Origin of the sequence: Dentiradicibacter hellwigii (genome assembly GCF_041770905.1) — a bacterium.
In the GTDB taxonomy this organism is placed as follows: domain Bacteria; phylum Pseudomonadota; class Gammaproteobacteria; order Burkholderiales; family Rhodocyclaceae; genus Propionivibrio; species Propionivibrio hellwigii.
Genome location: NZ_JBEUWX010000001.1, coordinates 121,459 through 142,167, shown reverse-complemented (window position 1 = coordinate 142,167; position 20,709 = coordinate 121,459). Strand labels below are relative to the sequence as shown.

The window sequence follows — 20,709 nt, the reverse complement described above, 5'->3', positions numbered from 1 at the left end:
GATGATTTTTAGCATTTTCCCCAGACGGAGCAAACATGGGCTTGACTCTTTCGATTGATGTCGGCACCACCAACATCAAGGCCGCGCTTGTCGATGAAGCCGGTCAGCTTTACGGCAAGACGCAGAAAATCAGCACGGCGCTGGAAAGCGACGCGAGCGGCCGCGCCGAACACGACCCGCACCGGCTCCGTGAAGCGCTGCTGGAAGTTTGCCGGCGCGCGGCGGACCGGCATGGCAGCGAAATCGACATGCTGGCGCTGACCTCCTACATGTTCGGCCTGGTGCTGCTCAATCAAGACGGCGAGCCGCTGACCCGCATATCAACATTCGCCGACACCACGGCGCAGGCACACTTCCCCCGCTTCCTGGCCGCCGTTGGCGACGTTGACGACATGTATCTGCGCACCGGCTGCCCGCCGATTTTCCAGTACCCGGCCAATCGCCTTCACCACATCGGCGTCACACAGCCGCAGATTGCCGCCCGCACGGCGCATGTACTCGACTCGAAAGCCTTTCTGATGCATGCGCTGACCGGTGAATATGTTTCCGATTACAGCACGGCCAACTCGCTCGGCTGCCTTGATATTTCCGGCCGCTGGGATGAGTCGATCATCGGGGCCACCGGTTTTGCCGTCGGACAGTTTCCGCGCGTACTCAATGGCCTTACCGACAAAGTGCCGCTGCTGCCCGCCATTTGTCGCCATCTGGGCGTGCGCGAAGGTACGGCGATTGCCGCCGGCCTCTACGATGGCGGCGCGGTCGCCGCCGCGATGACCGGCTTTGCCGAGGGTATCGGCGTCGGCAACTTCGGCACCTCAGGCATGTTCCGCATCCCGACGCCAGCGCCGGTCGAAGACCTCCAGGGCGGGCTGATTCAGAGCTGCCTGCTGCGGCCGGGACGCTTTTTCACCGGCGCAGGCATCAATAACTGCACCAGCGCCACCAATCTCCTGCTGTCTCTGCTTGGCGAAAATCTCGACTACCTGCAAAAAACGCCGCTCTCCGTTCCCGGCGCAAACGGGGTGATGACTTTCCCCTACTTCACCGGCGAACGCGACATGATCGTCGGCAATATCGGCACCGGCGTGGTCATGGGCTTGGGCGCCGCCAGTACGCGCGACGATCTGGCGCGATCCTTTCTCGAAGGGATTGCCTTTTCCTACCTGCTGGTGAAAAACCGGCTCGATCCGCATCGGCAGATTGAGGAATTCCGCCTCGGCGGCGGCGCCTCGGCCAATGCGCAATGGATGCAGATCATGGCCGACGTCCTCGATCTACGCGTCTGCGTCACGCAGAATCCGGAAATGGGCATTATCGGCGCCGCCTGCATGGCACGCTACGGCGAAGGCAGCGACCTCATCGAATGCTCGCGCCGCATCATGCGCGAGGCCACCGTTTTTGAACCTATCGCGCGCCATGCCAAAATCTACGCGGCGCTTGCCGAGCGCTACTTCAGCATCCGTCAGGCACTCCGCGCGCCGCTGCTTGCCCGCCTGGAGCAGTCGGCGGATTGACGGCTCGCCCCGCGCAATCCTTTTTCAACCGTTCTTCGACTCACGCAAATTCACATTTTTCCACCAGGACAATAACTTATGAGCCAAGCCAAAGTGACCATCGCCATCGTCAATTCCAGTTCTTTCGGCGTCTCCTTCCCGGAACATCTGCGCGAGCTGGAAAAATTCGCCGAGCTGATCCGCGTCGATATCCCGAACGGCGCACCGGCCTCGCTATTCCATCAGAAGCTGAGCGGCGCCGACGGCATCATCGCCAGCGTCACGCCCGTCTATACGCGGGAAGTCCTGCTGGGATTGCCCAAGCTGCGCCTGCTCGCGCGCCACGGCGTCGGCTGCGACAACGTTGACCTCGACGCCTGCGCCGAACTGGGGATCGCCGTTTCCAAAGTCGGCCCGGAAGTCGAGCGGGAATCCGTCGCGCAGATGGCTGTCGGCTTGATGAATGCTTCCGCCCGCCGCATCTGCGAAGGCGCCGACGTGGTCAAAGCCGGCCAATGGGCGCGGCGCGCCAGGCTCGCGCTCGGCGTTGATTTTGCCGGGGCGACAATCGGCCTGATCGGCATCGGCGCCATTGGCAAAACCGTTGCCCGCATCCTCTCGCAAGGATTCGGTGCCAAAGTGATCGCCTGCGACCCGTATGTCAGTGCTGAGGAAATTGCCGCGCGCGACGCCAACAAAGTCGATCTCGACACACTGCTGGCCGACAGCGAGATCATCAGTCTGCATTGTCCGCTGACAGCGGAAACCTCACGCATGCTGGGTGCCGAGCAGATTGCCCTGATGCGTCCGGGCGTCATCCTCGTCAATACCTGCCGCGGCGAAATCTACAAGCAGGCCGACCTGATCGCCGCGCTCGAATCCGGCAAAGTCGGCGGCTACGCCACCGACGTTGTCGAAGGCGAGCCGATCGACGGCAATCACGTTCTGCTCAAAACGCCCAATGTCATCATCACGCCGCATCTCGGCGGTTATTCGGTCGTTTCCCTGCGTGGCATGGGGCAGACGATAGTCGAGGACATGCGCCGTATCTTCGTTGAAGGCGCTTTCCCCGGTGTCATCGCCAATCCCCAGATCGACCTCGCCAACTCGCGCATCGTCCGCTTCAGGAAATAGGCGGCCAGCCCTTGTATAGCGGCTTCCTTTACCAAAATACTTCGTTGGCTTCGCCTTGCCGTACCACTCGTACTGTCTGCGGCTCGCCGCCTTGTCTTTTGGCAAAGTTAAGCCGCTATATTTTTGTGTCTCAAATATGGATGCCCTGAACCCCGCGTAAACAGGTTATCTCCGGGTACCCTGCCCTGAAGCCCTTTATTTACAAGGGTTCCGGAGGTGCCTGCTTGCAAATGCCCTATCCACGCGGGGTTGCGGGCAGGCCCTTTTCGGCCACGTATCGCCGCCCGAAAAAAACGGCGCGCCCTTGGGCGCGCCGCGTTGTCGGGACATCCGGTCGTTGCGGCATGCGCCGCAGCCGGCGCTTTAGACGTTGTAGGTGGTCGATGCCGTCGTGCCGCCTTTGCCCGTCCAGTTGGTGTGGAAGAATTCGCCGCGCGGCTTGTCGATGCGCTCATAGGTGTGCGCACCGAAGTAGTCACGCTGCGCCTGCAACAGATTGGCCGGCAGTACGGCGCTGCGATACTGGTCGAAAAAGGCCAGCGCGGTACTGAAGGCCGGCGCGGGGATGCCCTTGAGCGCAGCCTGGGCGACGACGTTGCGCCAGCCGGGCTGCGCCTTGCGGATTTCCTCCCGGAAATAGTCGTCCAGCAGGAGGTTGGAGAGGGCCGAATCCTTGTCGAAAGCCGCCTTGATCTTACCGAGGAAACGCGAACGGATAATGCAGCCGCCGCGCCACATCAAGGCGATGCCGCCGTAGTTAAGATTCCAGCCATACTCCTTGGCCGCTGCGCGCATCAGCATGTAGCCCTGGGCGTAGCTGACGATCTTGGAGGCATACAACGCGCTTTTGACGTCAGCGATAAACGCCTGCTTCTTCGCCGCATCCGCCGCGATCTCGCTGAGCGCCGGATGCGGGCCGTCGAGCCGGCTTGACGCGAATACGCGCTCATCCTTCAGCGCCGAAACGCAGCGCGCATAGACGGCTTCGGCCATCAGGGTGATCGGAATCCCCAAATCCTGAGAATTGATGACCGTCCATTTGCCCGTCCCCTTCTGGCCGGCGGTATCGAGAATCTTGTCGACCAGCGGCGCCCCGTCATCATCCTTCTTGGCCAGGATATCGCGCGTAATTTCGATCAGGTAGCTGTCGAGTTCGCCGCGATTCCATTCGGCGAAAACTTCGTGCATCTCGCCGGCGCTCATGCCCAGGCCGTGCTTCATGAGGTTGTAGGCTTCGCAAATGAGCTGCATGTCGCCGTATTCGATGCCGTTATGCACCATCTTGACGTAATGACCGGCGCCCATCTCGCCCACCCCAGTCGCAGCAAGGCGAACCGTCGTCGACCTTGGCCGCAACGGCCTGGAAAATATCCTTGACGTACGGCCAGGCCGCCGGCGAGCCGCCGGGCATGATGCTCGGGCCATGGCGCGCGCCTTCCTCGCCACCGGATACGCCGGTGCCGACATAGAGCAGCCCTTTGCTTTCGACGTATTTCTGGCGGCGGTTGGTATCCTCGAACAGCGAATTGCCGCCGTCGATGATGATGTCGCCTTTTTCCAGATGCGGGATCAGCTGCTCGATGAAGTCATCCACCGGCTGGCCGGCCTTGACCAGCATCATGACGCGGCGCGGCTTTTTGAGCAGCGCGACCATTTCGGCGATCGAATGCGCGCCGATGACTCGGGTGCCTTTCGCTTCATTGGCAAGAAATCGGTCGACCTTATCGGTCGAGCGGTTGTATGCGACGATGGTAAAACCGTGGTCGTTCATGTTCAGAATCAGGTTCTGGCCCATAACCGCCAGCCCGATCAGGGCAAGATCTGCGCGTGCTTCCATGTAATGAGTCCTTCTGTCAAAGTAAAAAGGTGTGGGATTTCGGTCATCATGCCTGAATCTGGGCAGCCGTATCGACTGCGGGATTGCGGGCCAATTCGACGAACTTGCCGATCAATTCGGTGCGAAACGCCGCATTGGCCGGCAGGTCGGCGCCGAAAATCTTTTCCAGCGCCAGCAGGTCGTCCACGATATCCGCCGCGGCTGTGCGTTTTCTCGCCTGCGCCAGGATTTCGTCCGACATCGGGTCATTCAGCGCGCCGCCCGGCGTATGCGCGGTCTTGACGGCAAAGTGCATCCAGGCGGCCACGGCCGTAGCGATCGCCGGTGAGGGCAGCCCTTTGGCGATTCGGTCGCGCAGCGGCGCCAGCAGGCGCTGCGGCAGTTTTTGCGAGCCGTCGGAAGCAATCTGCGCCGTCTTATGCTTGAGCGCCGGGTTGCGGAAACGCCGCTTGAGGCTATCCACATAGGCAGCGGTATCGACGCCTTTCGGCACCTGCAGCACTTCGCGGATTTCCACCCAGAGCGGGTCGAGCACGTCGGTAATCAGTTTCAGCCCCATCGCATCGGCCACCGTTTCACGGCCGGTCAGCTGGCCGAGATAGGAGAGCGTCGAGTGCGAGCCGTTGAGGCAGCGCAGCTTCATGTTCTCCCAGCGTTCAATTTCATCCGAAAACACGGTGCCGAACTTGTCCCAATCCGGCCGCCCCATCGTGAATTCATCCTCGATGACCCACTGGACAAACTCCTCGGTGACGACCGGCCAGGCGTCTTCCAGTCCGGTTTTACCATTCACATGCGCACGGTCGGCGTCAGTAGTCGCCGGCGTGATGCGGTCGACCATCGTGCAGGGGAAGCGGACGTTGGCTTCGATCCATTGCGCGAACGCCGGATCCAGTTCGCGGGCATAGGCCAGCACGGCCGCCTTGGCCAGCTTGCCGTTGTTGGGCAGATTGTCACAGCTGAGCACGGTAAAGGGCGGGATGCCGGCGGCCTGCCGGTTCTTGAGCGCTTGTACGATCAGGCCGTGGATGCTTTTGGGCGTTGCGGGCGATTTGAGGTCGGCGGCAATCGCCGGCGCCTGCAGCAACAGCTTTCCGGTGGCCACATCAAGGCAATATCCCTTTTCCGTGACGGTGAGGCTGACGATGCGCGTACCCGCATCACTCATCCTGGCGAGCAGCTTGTCGGCATCCTCTGGCCCGCCGAGCACGTCGACGATCGAGCCGATCACTTTGATCTTTTCCCCGTCCGCACTCATTTCCGCCAGCGTGTACAAGCCGTCCTGCGGCAGCAGCGCTTTTTTCATATCGTCAGAAATGACGCCGGCGCCGACGATGCCCCAGGCCAGATCACCGGAAGCGAGCACAGCATCGGTAAACATCGCCTGATGCGCCCGATGGAATGCGCCGATGCCCAGATGCACGATGGCGCTGGCAACCTTCTTGCGGTCATACGTCGGCTGTTGCATTCCCGTCGGCAGATTTTTCAGATTCGCTTCATTCAGACGCATGGTTTTCTCCTTCAGGTTTTCTTCGGTCAATGAGTCAATCGATCAATAGGGGATTCGCATCATGAGGCAATCATTCATCCTGCGCCAGACCGGGTTAAGCGAGTAGCGAATGGTCTTGGGTCAGCAGTCCGCCGGTTTCGACGATGCCGTTCGCGCGCATCGCCCGCCATTTGTAATGATCACCGCCCAGCCAGACCTGCGCCCTATTCTCGAAACGGGTGTCGCCGGCAATGTCAGCCGGCGGCAAATGGCAGTGATAATCGATGATCGGCATCAACGCGGCGTACTCGTGACACTCGTGATAGAGCCGCTGCGCGCTCGCGTCGGGCAGCAGGAAATCGGCATTCATAAAGGGGTTCATTGGGACGCCTCCGGTTTATCGCCCACATACGACGGGCGTGGATTCTGTGGAATCCGGGTAGGCCATTTTATAGCGAATCCCGACCCGCTCCCATAGGCTGACGGCACGACGCGGGCGATGCGTGCACTAGGACAAGTGGGATGCCCGGAAGCCCTTTATCCACGGGCATCTCCAAAGGGGTGCTCTGAACCCCTTGTAAACAGGGCATCTCAGAGGGTATGCCCGGAAACGCCCTATCCACGCGGGGTTCCGAAAGGGTGCCCGGAGCGCCTTTATTCATGTGGGGTTCCGCGCATGCCCTCATCTACCCACGCATCACCGCCCAGAAAAAACGGCGCTTCCAGAGAAAGCGCCGTTGCGTGACATCCTTTGCGTCCGCGCCGCCCACACTCAAGCGTGGGTGTGCTGACGTTTTTCCACTTCCCGCTGCACCTTTTCGAAGAGCGCCACCACCGCCGGGCTCACCGGCTTGTCAAGCAGGGTTGTGACGTAGACGGCAATAGAACCGACGATAAAGCCCGGTATGACGTCGAACAACGTCGAGCCGGTAAACGGCCAGACCACGACCGTCAGCCCGCCAGCGATAACGCCGGCGACGGCGGCATTGCGCGTCATCCGTTTCCAGAACAGCGAGAACAAAATGACCGGCCCGAACGCCGCGCCAAAGCCCGACCAGGCGTAGCCGACAAGGTCGAGAATCTTGCCGCCGCGGAAGGACAGGAAGACAGCGATCACGGCCAGGAGCAGCACCATGGCACGGCTGACAAACATCAGCTCCTTGTCGGTCGCCTGCGGCTTGTAGAAGCTGCGGTAGAGGTCTTCGGCAAAGGAACTGGCCGCCACCAGCAGCTGCGAACTCAGCGTGCTCATGATCGCCGCCATGATCGCCGAAAGGAAGAAACCCGCCACCCAGGGGTTGAAGGAATCCTTGACCATCGTGATGAACACCGTTTCCGGATTGGCAAGCGCCGTCGGCCCGTTGTAGACGGCCACGCCGATGAGGCCGACGATGATTGTGCCGTAGAGCGGCAGCACATTGCCGAACGTCAGCGCAATCATCCGGGATTTGACCAGTTCGCGGTGATTCTTGATCGACATGAAGCGGATCAGGATGTGCGGCTGGCCGAAATAGCCCAGCCCCCAGCCGACAGCGGAAATTACCGTGATCCAGGTGATCGTGCCGGTCGTCTGCCAGAGCACGCCTTCTTTGAGGTTGTAATCGACCGTTTTGAGCGCGCTCAGCATGTCGGGGTTGAGCGCAGCGATCTTGGCGAGCACGGTCTCCATTCCGCCCGCAGTGCTGATGCACAGGATCGGCGTGAGCATCAGCGTCGTAAACATGATGATGCCCTGCAAGAGCTCGGTAAAAGTCACGGCGAGGAAGCCGCCGAGGAAGGTGTAGCCGACGATGACCCCCGCACCGATGAGGATCGCAGAAATCCGATTGATGCCGAACAGCGATTCAAACAGCACGCCGCCGCTAACGAAGCCGGCCGCCACGTAGCCGGTGAAGAAAAAGACGATGAAGGCGGAAGTGACCAGCTTCAGCAACCGGCTGTTATCCTGAAAGCGGTTTTCCAGATAGCTGGAAATCGTCAGCGAATTGTTCGCTTGCTCGGTGTAGACGCGTATGCGCTGGGCGACGTATTTCCAGTTGATCATCGCAAAAATGGCGGTGAAGATGCAGATATACAAACTGGACTTGCCCAGCCCCGACGCATACGCCGCGCCGGGCAAGCCCATCAAGATCCAGCCGCTGAAATCAGCCGCCTGTGCCGAGATCGCCGTCACCCAACTGCCCAGGCTACGGCCGCCGATGATGTATTCGCCGTAGGACTGGGTACGGAAGTACGTGGCAACGCCGATCGCCATCATCGCGCACAGATACAGTACAAAAGTAATGTAGATCGGATCGAACTTCATGAGGCGTCCTTTCCATCGCGCCAGAGGTCATAGGCAGACCAGATCAAGACCGCAGGCATCGGCACCAGGATCAGAAACAAGGTAATGGCATCAAAATATTGCATACGCACTCCTGAAAGGGCTAGACGGGGGCTGGATAAGGATTGACCTCGTTTTAGCGTGCCTGGCGTTTTCTGGCCTCGACCAGGCCACTCAAAACGTACAGGCACATCCAGGCACACACATGGCTGGAGACATTGTTGGGGTCGGTGGGCGGATAGATTTCCACGAAATCGAAGCCCTGTACACCCGCACTGGCAACCCCGCGCAGGAAGCAGGCCATTTCATACGTCGACAACCCGCACGGGTCAGCCGGCCCGCCCGGGTTATGCGCCACATCGAGCGCATCGCTGCAATGCGTGACATAGATCGCTTTCGTTCCTTTGCCGGCGATGTCGAGCGAACGCTGGATGGCCGATTCGATGCCGCCTGGCGCCTTGCATTCGAAGCTGCTGATCACCGTCGCCCCGACCGAGCGCGCCGCCTGCATACCTTTCGGATTGTTGCGCGGGCCGCGGATGCCGACATGGACGATATTTTTCGGATCGATGCCGGGAAGCTCGTATGTCCGGCGCAGTGGCGAGCAGCGCGCGTACTTGTATTCGCCAAAGGTATCCATATTGTCCAGATGGGCGTCGAGATGGATGACGCCGATTTTTCCATCGTGCTTCTCCGCCAACGCTTTCAGGATCGGATACGCCACCGAATGGTCGCCGCCAAAGGAAATCGGGAAAACGCCCGCATCCCACAATTCTTTCGCACGCGCTTCGATATTGGCCATCGTTCCCTCGATATCGCCGTTTTGCGTGGCAACGTCGCCGTAGTCGGCCGCAGATAGATGATCGAACACGTCCACATCGAACTCCGGCAGATAACCGCCATAGCGGATCGAAGCGTTGCGGATCGTTTTGGGCGCCAGTTCGCAACCGGACGGGCCGCCCCATGTGCATACCCCCTCAAACGGAATTCCGGAAAAAATCACATCGTATTTGCCGAGATCACGCTTGTCGTGGACTCTGGGCAGCCCCATAAAGGTCGGCACACCGCTATAGACTTCTTCGAACTGCTTATGCGCCACATAGCATTCCGGTTTATTTTGCATGAGAACATTCCTTCACAAGGATTAAAACTTAAAACTACAGGAACGATGAATTCAATTCCTCCGACGCTGCCGCCTTGTCTTGCAATGCAGGAAAAGCTGATTCCATCAACGCCGGGCGGCCACGCCAACATCCGCGCCGCCCGGCCGTTTTAACATTCAGCGCGTCGCCAGGCGGCAGGATGTTTCGACCCGATTGCCATAGGGGTCAACAAAACCGAAAAAACCTTCATTGGCTTTTGCATGCCACTCGGCCCCTTTGCCAAACAGACCGCTGGAACTGACGTAGCGTACGCCCGAGCCGGAAACTGCGCGAGTCAGAATGGCGCGCTTGTCATCCAATGCCAGCTCGATCCGGTCATTGTCAAGATTACGGATATACACGGACAATCCGTTTTCACAACTGAAACGATCCTCGGCCGGCCGGTTAGCGAGCGGAGCTCTGGACGGTTGGCCGGGCGGAGGCATATCCGGCCCACCCACGTGATGACGCGGTCCGTCCACACATCCTGCCAGAATCAGTGCAGCGCACACCGGAAGCATCAATACCGACATTTTCATAGACAAACTCCTTTCGTTAAAAAACACAAAAACGCCCTGCTGGCCGCTGTTCCATTCTCCGAACAGCGCGACAACACACGAGGACAACAGGAACAAGGCGTAAACCACCGAGATTGCGCACGGCTAATCACCACGCGCGCTGGCGCAGCAAGGTACAAGGCAAGCATAACACAGGGCAGGCGCTGCCCGACTTCACCGGCGCATCGACGCCGGGCATGCCAGTTCATCCGGATTCACAAGGTAAAACCTTGCCAAAACGTATGCAGGGAGTCGCCTTAAATAAGGCATTACGGGATGTGTCGAAAGGTGTGGAAGGTAATAAAAACACGAAATCGCCTTGCATCATGCTTATCACCCAGGGGCATATTTTTCTCGTACTTGGACTGGGGAGCATGGGTGTCAACAGGCGGGGAAACATCCGGTTGCCAGCCAGCATCATACCAACCTTGCCTGTAAGGCGACTTTTCCGTCAAGGAGAAAACACCATGTTTCTGAAGAAGCCCTTGTCCGTTCTGCTGGCGTCCGCTTTTGTCGCAACAGCCGTACAGGCGCGCGACTTCCGCTCGGCCGATGTACGCCCGCCTGATTATCCGGCGGTTAGAGCCGTCGCTCTTCACTTCTCCAGCTTTTCACTGTGGATTCCTGCGTTGCTCAAAGGCGCGCCCGTGTATTGATGCGCCCCGTGCGCACGCAACGGGATCGGCATGACAACAGGTACGCGCTGACCGCGGATGATTACAACGTCTATCTCCCACTGAACATGCGGGGAGCAGGAAACAAAAACGGAGCCTCCCGGCTCCGTTTTATTTGCGGACACGCGCTTGCATTACGCGGATTTACCCAATCCAAGAACCCCAACACCACCCCATGCCCCCCCAATGAGGGAATGAGGGATGGTGTGTGGTGCATAACGCGCGGGCGGCCGCATTACTCCTTGCCAGCCGCTTTCTGCAACGGCTTTTCACCGGTCACTTCGATCTCGACACGGCGGTTCGGCTCCAGACAGGCAATCAATTCTTTGCGCGCCATTTTGCCGCCACATTCAGTGACAGGCTGATGCTCTCCCATGCCTTGCGCCGACATTTGCGCACCAGGAACGCCTCTGGCGGCCAGATAGCCGCGCACGGTTTCCGCGCGTTGCTGCGAAAGCCGCTGATTGTAAGCATCGCTGCCGAGACGGTCGGTATGGCCGGTAATGGTAATCCTTGCCGAAGAATCAAGTGACTTCAGCTCCGTTGCCAGCTCGTCGAGCTGCTGGCGACCGGCCGGACGCATATCTTGTTCGGCAAACTTACCGAAGGGGAAGAGAGCATCCGCCTTGAGACGGATTCTGCGCGGTTCAGCCGATGCGGTGGCATCCTTTTGCTCGCTCAACCGATCGGCGCAGGATTCCGGCTTCCAGTAGAAATTCCGCCCTTTCATTGACGTGTCAAAAAGCACCTTGTACTGGCAGGTCGTGACGCCTTCCGCATCATGGAACTTGAATACGTAATCCCATTCACGCGCGCCGTGGGTTTCACGGAAATGCGGGACGCCGAGCAGATAGTACAGATCTTCCTTGGTCATGCCGGGCTTGATCAGGCGCAGGTTATCCAGGTTTGGAAAAATCCCGCGCTCCAGCGCCTCATTCTGCGTGATCTCCGGGAAAATGATCTGGGTGGCGTTCCCCTGCTCATCCAGCCCTTCGCTAATCGCGTAGGTGCACCCCGTCACCAGCAGTGCCAGCGAGCACGCCCATGGCGTCAATACACCGGGGCACCGCACCTGTTTCCGTTTCATTGCTTGCATATTCTGTTTCTCCATTGTTTTGCGTTGTCCCGACACTTACCACTGATAGCCCATACCAACGTTTGCGCCGACCGTGCCGTGATTGTGCGTGTTGACACTGCCTTTGAGCACCCAGCGGCCATTGTCGGAAATCGTCGATACGCCCAGCGCCAATGCTGTGCGCCCCTGATACGTCGCAGCGCCCATGGCAACCATGCTCTTACCCGGCACATAAGCCTGCGGCAGTCCGGCCGAAGCCATCGCGCTGGCAACCCCGCCCATAGCCTTATTATGGTTTGCGTCGATTTTGTTGGACAGGTTGTTGATTGTCGTGGAGATGCCGTTGTTGATTGCCATCGTAGTTTGATACAGCTGCGAACCGTTGATGGCGTCTGTACTGGTCGGGCTGACCTGACCAGCAGCCACATTCTGGATGCGACGCTCCTGACCAACGTCGCCGACAGTAACAACCCCGGTCGGCGTGCCGCCTGCGTAGTTATACGCCACCCCGTTGACGATGCCGACGTTGTAAGTCGTCATGCCCGCCGTCTGCGGTGTTGCAGCAGTCTGCGCCGCGGCGCCCGAACCCAGATGCACCGAATTAGCCGCCGTAGCCGTCACGTTGTTGCCCAGCACGAACGCATCATGCGACCCCGCGGCGATCGTGTTGTTATTACCGACGCTGTACGAATTGGCTGCGTTGATGATGGTTGGGTCACCGATTGCACCGGAGTTTTCGCCCCTGACCACGTTGCCCGTACCGATGGAAATCGACTTCTTGCCCAGAGCCTGCGCACCATCGCCTATAGCCACGGCCGATGCACCGCCTGTTACGGCCTCATTGCCAATGGCCACGGAGTGGGCCGCGGCATTGCGAACGCGTGCGCGATGCCCCATGGCCGTAGCATTCACGGCATCAGGCTCAACGATGGCATTCACACCCTGCGCCGTCGAACCCAGTGCACCCGCGCTGGAGTCATTGGTCGGGCCAATGATCGGTGCCTCGCCATTATCACGGGTATGCGAATATTTGGTGCCTTCCCGCTTAACCTGGTTGAGCGCCGAGATCACACTGGTATGCTCGGTCATCGTTTGCTTGGCCACGTCGTACACGTCCAGCGCTTTCGTGCCGTCTGGATTGGTAAAGTTCTCACCCACCAGTTTTGTAACATTGTTTATCCCGCCAGAAATGGCATTCAGCTGGCGCACGTTAACAGCATCCGTATCCGCTACGCCGTCGGCTACGTTGTGAATGACGTTATTCCCCATATTGACATTGGCGCCAGGGGCAACTGTCAGATTGCCGCCAACCGTCAGCCCGCCATTGGCCGTCACCGGGCCGCTGAACGTGGGGTTATCTACCACATCCACCTTCAGGGTATTGCCAGTCAACGTCACTTTGGTGTTGGAACCATTCACAACATCCACTGTGCCATTCGGCGCAATATTGGAGGCTGTCCCGCCATTGGCTTTCAGGTTCCAGCCCGCACCCGCCGCGGTGTTGATGGCATTGAGCGCGTCCTGTACGCTGGTATGCGTCGTGCCGCCCACATTCAAGCCTGCGGTCACTTTCCCTGTAGAAGCGTCAAAGCTGGATGTGCCGCCCAACGCAGCTGCCGTACTGCTGCCGGTGTTATACAGCTGGCTGCCATTCACTGCTTGTTTGCTGGTCGCGCTCAGCTCAGCCGGCGCCACATTGTTGATGGTGACGCCAGTGGTACTGCCAACGGGCCCGACCAAGGTAACCTGATTAGCCGGCGTGAACTGATCGGCATTGGGCGTGTTGGTGCCTGCAGCATGATTGGTGCTGGTGTACTGCAATGCGCCGGGCGCAGCCGATACGGTTACTTTGGAGTTACCGCTGGTTGCATCCTGCGTCACATCCACCTTGGTGCTACCGTTGCCCGCCACAAAATCAACCTTTTTGCCGGGCTTAACCGTACCAACAGCGGCAGGCGCGCCATTGCCAATATCCCAGCCCTTGTTGGCTACGGTACTGACATCATCAACGGCTGCTTTGAGTTGGTCTTCGGTTGCCGCACGACCGCTGGTGATGCTGGCCGGATTCCAAGTTTTGTTGGTCAAGCCAGTTACGGTGCCAGCATTGCCGTCAATCGTGACCGGGTGGCCACCAGTAGCCGGGCCTACAGTGATGCTGTTGGCCAGTTTGAAGCCTATTTGGTTGTCGGTTACGGTGGTGACGATGTTGCTGTCGCCAGCGTATTTAACGGTTTCGGTCAGCTTGACGGTGTCAGGCGTGCCGTTGTCAGCAGCAATCTTGAAGCCGTTTTCTTTCAAGTCGTGCAGCTGGCCGCCATTAACGGCTTCTTTGCTGTTGGCAGCAACCGTGCCGTCTGCTACGTTATCCAGAATCACCGGAGCGCCTGCGTTGCCGCCCACCAGTTTCACCTTGTTGCTCGGGGTGCTGGTGGCAGCTCCTGCGGGGTCAACGTAGGTCATCGGGGTGTCGAATTGAACCTTGGTGACGCCGCCAGCGCTCGTGACTTTGGCTACGGTGCCTTGGCCGTCGGCAAAGTTGATGGTGTCGCCGTGGGTGACGAAGTCTTTGTTAACTCCGTTGCCTTGTACGGTGAAGCCAGCATTCAATACGTCGTTGACGGTGGCGGCGTTGTTGCCTTTGCCGTTGGCGGTCAAGGTCGTGCGGTCGTTATTGGCCGGGTTGGTCGCAGCAGTAGCGGTATCAGCCAAGTTGCCCTTGACGTTGGCCAGGGTGGTGGGCGTCGTGGTGTTGCCCGCTGCATTCTGCATGCTCGCAATGACGTCGCCAGGCTGTACTTGCTGTGCCCCCGGTTGACCTTCGGGCTTGTCGTAGAAGTTGCCGTCGCTGTGTTTGTAGACCTTGCTGCCGTCAGCTTTGGTATACACGACCGGGGTTTGCGCACTCTGCACCACAGATTGGGCGTTCAGGGCGTAGGTGTAGCTCTGGTCGCCGTTGGCGTCCAGGTCCTGTTTCACGGTCAATCCGTCACCAGCCGCAAAGGTTACTTTCTGGCCAGGTTTGACGGTGGTGGCAGTGGCCGTAGTGCCACTGGCCAAGTTGCCGCCCGCAGTGGCCTGGAAGCCGCTGTTGTTGATGGCGTTGGCAATGTCGCCAGCCGTGGCCAGTTTGTTCGCATTACCAGCAGCCGGCGGGGTTACTTTGCCGTTGGTAACTGTCAGCGGCGTGGTGTCAGCCGCTACTTTATAGGTGGTGCTGCCGTCGGCATTTGCCGTATCGGTAACGGTGATGCCGTCACCAGCAGTGACCTTGTTGGTGGCCGCTTTGAGCTGACTCACATTCACTGCGTCGGTATCGGCCGCACCGGCCGCCACGTTGGTGATGCGGCGGTAGAGAACTTTCCCCATCCCAGCCGTGTTATCGCCGCCAACCGATACTTCGCCCAGCTCTACGCCCGGGCCTGCAACGCCGGCAACATTGGCATTTGCCGTCGGTTTGTAGGGCGCTGCATTCAGATTCGATTCGCCCGCGATGGAGAAGGACCCGAGTGCCACGCGGAAGTTGGTGTCGTCTTTAACTTTCGCGCTGTCACCCAGGGCGACGTTGTTGTTCAGGCGCACGGGCAGGCCAGGAATCATGGGGGTGCCATTGCCGGCATTGGCGCCGCTACCCACTGCCATACCGCCGTTGTTCGATGTAGCAGCCGAGCCAATGGCAATGCCGCCCGCCGCGCTTTCGCCGCTTACTGTGGCGCCCGGGCCAATAGCCAGCGCCAAATCACCCTGTGCTTTGGCTTTGTCGCCGATGGCAATCGAGCTGCTAGACGGATTGGCCGGCGAATTTTCTACTTTCGCCTCATTACCAATGGCCACGGAGTTGCGTTGTGCCGCTTTGGCCTTGACGCCAGCGGCCAGTGCGTCCGTTCCCGTAGCACCGTCGTTGTTGTAGTTGCTGCCCGCAGCTTGTTCGCTGCTGTTGACGCTGTAGTAGTGCGTCTTGGCTGCTTTACCCATCGCCTGCAACTGGCTGAGGTTGACCGCATCGTTCGGGGCTGTTCCGTCAGCCACATTGCTGATCTTGTTGCCACCGTTGTTCAGGCCGCCACTGGTCAGGCTTACCTTGTTCGCCGGATCTGTAGGAGTCGGCGCGGCAATGGTGATGCCGTTGTTGTCCATCTGGGTGGCGCCCGTCTTCACGCTGCCGTTGTTACCCAAGTCAATGTTTTGGGCCAGCTTGATATTGAGCGTGTTGGTCGCAGCGTCTGCCACTACACCGATGTTGCCTTCGGTCAGGGTGCCGGCCGCGCCGCCTTTCACGTTCAGGGTAGAGCCCAGCTTGCGCTCAACATTGGCACCGCTGTCGCCCGCAAAGGTCAGAGGCTTGATGACTTCAGTATTCAGGTTGCTCAGCGCATCGCCCACATTGGTGGCCGGAGCGTAGTTCGTGCCATCGGTTTTGGTGATGGTGTAGCTGGGCGCTTTGAAGGTGCCGTCGGTATTGACGCCCGCGCCGCCGCCCAAAGCATCAGCTGCGCCTTTGAGCTGGCTCACATTCACTGCGTCGGTGTCTTTGGCACCGGCCTTGACGTTGGCCAGGGTGGTGGGCGTCGTGGTGTTGCCCGCTGCATTCTGCATGCTCGCAATGACGTCGCCAGGCTGTACTTGCTGTGCCCCCGGTTGACCTTCGGGCTTGTCGTAGAAGTTGCCGTCGCTGTGTTTGTAGACCTTGCTGCCGTCAGCTTTGGTATACACGACCGGGGTTTGCGCACTCTGCACCACAGATTGGGCGTTCAGGGCGTAGGTGTAGCTCTGGTCGCCGTTGGCGTCCAGGTCCTGTTTCACGGTCAATCCGTCACCAGCCGCAAAGGTTACTTTCTGGCCAGGTTTGACGGTGGTGGCAGTGGCCGTAGTGCCACTGGCCAAGTTGCCGCCCGCAGTGGCCTGGAAGCCGCTGTTGTTGATGGCGTTGGCAATGTCGCCAGCCGTGGCCAGTTTGTTCGCATTACCAGCAGCCGGCGGGGTTACTTTGCCGTTGGTAACTGTCAGCGGCGTGGTGTCAGCCGCTACTTTATAGGTGGTGCTGCCGTCGGCATTTGCCGTATCGGTAACGGTGATGCCGTCACCAGCAGTGACCTTGTTGGTGGCCGCTTTGAGCTGACTCACATTCACTGCGTCGGTATCGGCCGCACCGGCCGCCACGTTGGTGATGCGGCGGTAGAGAACTTTCCCCATCCCAGCCGTGTTATCGCCGCCAACCGATACTTCGCCCAGCTCTACGCCCGGGCCTGCAACGCCGGCAACATTGGCATTTGCCGTCGGTTTGTAGGGCGCTGCATTCAGATTCGATTCGCCCGCGATGGAGAAGGACCCGAGTGCCACGCGGAAGTTGGTGTCGTCTTTAACTTTCGCGCTGTCACCCAGGGCGACGTTGTTGTTCAGGCGCACGGGCAGGCCAGGAATCATGGGGGTGCCATTGCCGGCATTGGCGCCGCTACCCACTGCCATACCGCCGTTGTTCGATGTAGCAGCCGAGCCAATGGCAATGCCGCCCGCCGCGCTTTCGCCGCTTACTGTGGCGCCCGGGCCAATAGCCAGCGCCAAATCACCCTGTGCTTTGGCTTTGTCGCCGATGGCAATCGAGCTGCTAGACGGATTGGCCGGCGAATTTTCTACTTTCGCCTCATTACCAATGGCCACGGAGTTGCGTTGTGCCGCTTTGGCCTTGACGCCAGCGGCCAGTGCGTCCGTTCCCGTAGCACCGTCGTTGTTGTAGTTGCTGCCCGCAGCTTGTTCGCTGCTGTTGACGCTGTAGTAGTGCGTCTTGGCTGCACCACTCACCGCCTTCAACTGGGCAACGTTTACTGCATCGGTATCTTCCTTACCTGCAGCCACCCCCGTGATTTGACGAGTGATGTTATTTGCAACATCGCCTACAGAAACTGCCGCTGCGGTAGAAGTCCAAGTAGCGTTATTCTTTGCTGCAACTGCATTCAGCGGGTCAGCTCCTTCCACACCAGCAGCAGTAGAAGCAACTGACTTATTACCCAAGGCAACCGCTCCACTTACGGTTGCTTTGGTGTCCGAACCCAAGGCTACAGTATTGGCAACAGTCCGGGGCACCGCAGCAGTAGCATCATTCGCACGGGTGCCAATGGCAATATTGTCGTCGCCATCCAAGTGGCGGGCAGCAGTCCAGCCAATTACCGTATTGTGTTGCCCTTTCGATCCTAAAGCGGCTTGCTCGCCAATACCAATACTGGCATTGCCTGCATAGCCATTCATGGCCTGGGTGCCTACCGCAACATTGTTATTACCATTGCTATCGATTGCGGCAGAATCGCCAATAGCAACAGTACGAATATTATTGCTCGCACCCTTACCTGCATTCAGACCAACAGATACACTGTTCGTAGCACCGGCTTCAGCGCCATGCCCGGCAGCAAAAGAACTGGCTCCAGCCGCTTTACTGCCATTACCTACGGCAACTGCACTATTACCTGTTGCTGCCGTCCCTGCACCAACGGCCGTGGTAGAAGCAGCGGTTGCATTGGCTGCACGGCCAATTGCCGTAGCGCTAGCGCCAGTTGCTTTGGTGTATACACCCACAGCTGTTGCGGAATCTTGGCTGCCTCTGGCACCATCACCTAAGGCAACAGCAGATTTACCGGTTGCATGGGAATCTTGGCCAGCAGCCAAAGAGTTTTGACCAAAAGCTTCTGCTTTTTGACCGAATGCAGCACCATTAGTACCCTTGGCAGTGCTATCCGCGCCCACAGCCACCGAACCAACACCGGTAACTGTACCGGATTCAGCAGTTTCCGTACCCGCTTCAACAGAAGCATTGGTACCGATTGCAATGGAATTATTTGTTTTAGCAGAGGCATTCACGCCAGCTGCCATTGCTTTAGCGCCAGTGGCACCGTCATTGTTGTAGTTGCCGTCGGTAGCGCCGCTGCCTTTTACGCTGTAGTAATGTGTAGCCGCAGCACCAATCTGGTTTTGCAGCCCTTGCGTTACATAAAACAACTGGCTGCCATTGATGGCATCGGTGCTAGCGGCGGTAATAGCGCCTGGAGCGACATGTTTGATTTGGCGTTCGAAACCAGCCGAACCAATAGAAACCTGGTCGCCAGCAGTTACATTGGCGCTGCCAGCAAACGGGTTAGCCGCGCTGCCATAAGTGATTGAACCCACGGTTGCCGTTTTTTCTGACGTAGCCGTTTCGGCCGTGGTGCTGCCCGCGCCCAATGCTACGGCGTTTGCTTTATCAGCGCTTGCGCCAACGCCCAATGCCACTGAAGCGACGCCGGTTGCCGACGTTTTGGTACCAAAGGCGGTTGACAAGGCGCCTGTTGCCTTGGCCTGCACGCCCAAAGCAACCGCGCCGTCGCCCGCCTCGGTAGGGATATAGCGGCCGGCGGTAGAAGTAAAGTCGACCAGGTTCTGCCCCGTCATGTTTCTATACGTAGCCGCCGCAGCCGTATCGTTCAGCGCATCGTTGTTATTAGCGGGGTTGGTACTGACCAGCGGCGTAGTACTGGCTACCGCATTCAGGTCGTCCCCGCCAATGGAGACGGAAGAATTGCCCCTGGCGATGCTGTTGTTACCGATAGAGGTCGATTGACTGCCAATGGCCTGGGTAGACGGCCCCAAAGCCACGGCCTGCCCGCCGGATGCCTTGGCGTGCACGCCATAGGCCACGTCTTCGTTGCCGGTTGCTTGAGCATCCCAACCGATGGCTACCGTTCTGAGCGCAGAGGATTTGGTGTCTACACCGATAGCAATGGATGCCTCTTTGTTATTGGCCTCATCCAAAGTGATGCCAGTACCCATGCGAATGCTGTTCGATGAACGATACAGGTTGCCATTGGTATCTTTATAGTAACCATTCTGAGTGAAGGAGGGATCAACCCCGTTCGTACCACGGTAACCAACACCGATGATGCCGCTGTTGACATCCAAGCGGCCGCCCAGGGTCAGGTTTTTGGCGCCATTATCGGTCGTATTAGCAGGACCATTTACACTGCCATAGAACAAGGTGCGGTTAGTCTGCGTATCATGGTTTTCTTCTTTATTCCCACCGACCGGTTTACACGGGTTATATGCCGACGTTATACCGAAAAAAGAAGAATTCGGTACGAACACACCAGCTGTACCCTGAAATGGCGTATGAATTTGTGTGCCCATAATGGCATATTGAACAGCACCCGTACTGTCAGCAATACCTGTACAGTTAACATCTTGGCCGTCGTTAAGATAGAAGCCAGTTCCGGCATTGGCCTGGCCGGCCGCCAGCGCCAAGGCAGACGCCATGACTGCGGGAACAAAGCGCTGGGCTTTTTTAATGCCCAATCTGTCCAAAACAACAGTGCTACTGCCACCCGTACCAGAAGAAGCCGATTTGCCATGTGATTTGGCCGTTTCCTGCACGGCGACCCAAGCAGCCAATGCTTCATTCCAGACAGTTTTATAAATACGGTTCATAGAAAAATCTCCATGCAAATCGCCGGATTGGCGAGATCGTCCGTTAATACAAGGTTTTTAAATCGAGGCAGACTGCAAAGTCTGTAATAGAGAAGAATCACGTGTGAGCGCAGATTGAAATATTCGGGCTTACCGTATGCCGCTCTGCCCGTTACGTCTGTCCCATCCGTTTTGCGCCGTAGCGCGCCGGCAAAACTGCTTATCAAGGCTTGTGCCAACACCTAAAAACAGAACGGTTTTGTTGCTGGCAACGCAATATCAGTCAATCCGGCTGAACAATCATGAATACATTGCAACATAAATCGCAATTTACACCCAATTCCGCAAACAATATGTGAAATAGTTTACAAATGACTGATTTTATTTGCAATCAAACAACATTCCTTCCTTATGCCTTATGAAAAGAGAATACGGGCAATGACGCCCAACCCAGAAAACCTGAGCGCGATTGGATAGACAAGGCAGCGTAAAGTTCCGCGCTGAAATCCGGCCCTGCACAGCCGATGTCACCTTGTTTCGAAATGACAATAGCGATACGATATG

At 58.4% G+C, this 20,709-nt stretch carries 12 protein-coding genes; 3 read left to right on the top strand and 9 right to left on the bottom strand.

Features of this window, described 5'->3' with window-relative positions; translation table 11 throughout:
* Positions 1-35 precede the first annotated feature (35 nt).
* Together ABCS64_RS00670 and ABCS64_RS00665 are read left to right on the top strand one after the other, a co-directional pair.
* Complete coding sequence (locus ABCS64_RS00670) at positions 36-1,514, top strand: gluconokinase (RefSeq protein ID WP_418890025.1); 1,479 nt, start codon at positions 36-38, stop codon at positions 1,512-1,514.
* A 78-nt stretch (positions 1,515-1,592) separates the two neighbouring features.
* Positions 1,593-2,627, top strand: a complete 1,035-nt coding sequence (locus ABCS64_RS00665) for an NAD(P)-dependent oxidoreductase (RefSeq protein WP_418890024.1) — start codon at positions 1,593-1,595, stop codon at positions 2,625-2,627.
* A gap of 363 nt (positions 2,628-2,990) precedes the next feature.
* On the opposite strand, the gene gnd is transcribed toward ABCS64_RS00665, so the two are convergent.
* The 7 genes from gnd to ABCS64_RS00630 form a co-directional block, all read right to left on the bottom strand.
* Positions 2,991-3,932, bottom strand: coding sequence for a decarboxylating NADP(+)-dependent phosphogluconate dehydrogenase (gene gnd, locus ABCS64_RS00660; protein WP_418890023.1), 942 nt, complete (start codon positions 3,930-3,932; stop codon positions 2,991-2,993).
* Positions 3,898-4,464 (bottom strand): NAD(P)-binding domain-containing protein, encoded by a 567-nt coding sequence (locus ABCS64_RS00655; protein WP_418890022.1) that lies wholly within the window; start codon positions 4,462-4,464, stop codon positions 3,898-3,900. Before ABCS64_RS00655 ends, gnd begins: the two co-directional genes overlap by 35 nt.
* Before the next feature lie 46 nt (positions 4,465-4,510).
* Positions 4,511-5,974 carry a mannitol dehydrogenase family protein gene (locus ABCS64_RS00650; protein ID WP_418890021.1) on the bottom strand — a complete coding sequence of 488 codons (1,464 nt, stop codon included), beginning with the start codon at positions 5,972-5,974 and terminating at the stop codon, positions 4,511-4,513.
* 94 nt (positions 5,975-6,068) lie between these two features.
* A complete protein-coding gene (locus ABCS64_RS00645) occupies positions 6,069-6,323 on the bottom strand; it encodes a glucuronate isomerase (protein WP_418890020.1) in 255 nt (84 codons plus the stop codon).
* 402 nt (positions 6,324-6,725) lie between these two features.
* A complete protein-coding gene (gene putP / locus ABCS64_RS00640; RefSeq protein ID WP_418890019.1) occupies positions 6,726-8,258 on the bottom strand; it encodes a sodium/proline symporter PutP in 1,533 nt (510 codons plus the stop codon).
* 154 nt (positions 8,259-8,412) lie between these two features.
* Entirely contained in the window at positions 8,413-9,399 is a 987-nt protein-coding gene (locus tag ABCS64_RS00635; protein ID WP_418890018.1) for an agmatinase family protein, read from the bottom strand.
* Positions 9,400-9,555: 156 nt separating this feature from the next.
* Positions 9,556-9,957: an MliC family protein gene (locus tag ABCS64_RS00630; RefSeq protein WP_418890017.1), complete on the bottom strand. Its 402-nt coding sequence runs from the start codon at positions 9,955-9,957 to the stop codon at positions 9,556-9,558.
* Positions 9,958-10,070: 113 nt separating this feature from the next.
* Between ABCS64_RS00630 and ABCS64_RS00625 the strand changes: the two genes are divergently transcribed.
* Positions 10,071-10,631 carry a hypothetical protein gene (locus ABCS64_RS00625; RefSeq protein WP_418890016.1) on the top strand — a complete coding sequence of 187 codons (561 nt, stop codon included), beginning with the start codon at positions 10,071-10,073 and terminating at the stop codon, positions 10,629-10,631.
* 253 nt (positions 10,632-10,884) lie between these two features.
* Here the strand turns inward: ABCS64_RS00625 and ABCS64_RS00620 are convergent, their stop codons facing one another.
* Together ABCS64_RS00620 and ABCS64_RS00615 are read right to left on the bottom strand one after the other, a co-directional pair.
* Positions 10,885-11,736 carry an OmpA family protein gene (locus tag ABCS64_RS00620; RefSeq protein WP_418890015.1) on the bottom strand — a complete coding sequence of 284 codons (852 nt, stop codon included), beginning with the start codon at positions 11,734-11,736 and terminating at the stop codon, positions 10,885-10,887.
* Positions 11,737-11,781: 45 nt separating this feature from the next.
* A complete protein-coding gene (locus ABCS64_RS00615; protein ID WP_418890014.1) occupies positions 11,782-20,166 on the bottom strand; it encodes a YadA-like family protein in 8,385 nt (2,794 codons plus the stop codon).
* Positions 20,167-20,709: the final 543 nt, after the last annotated feature.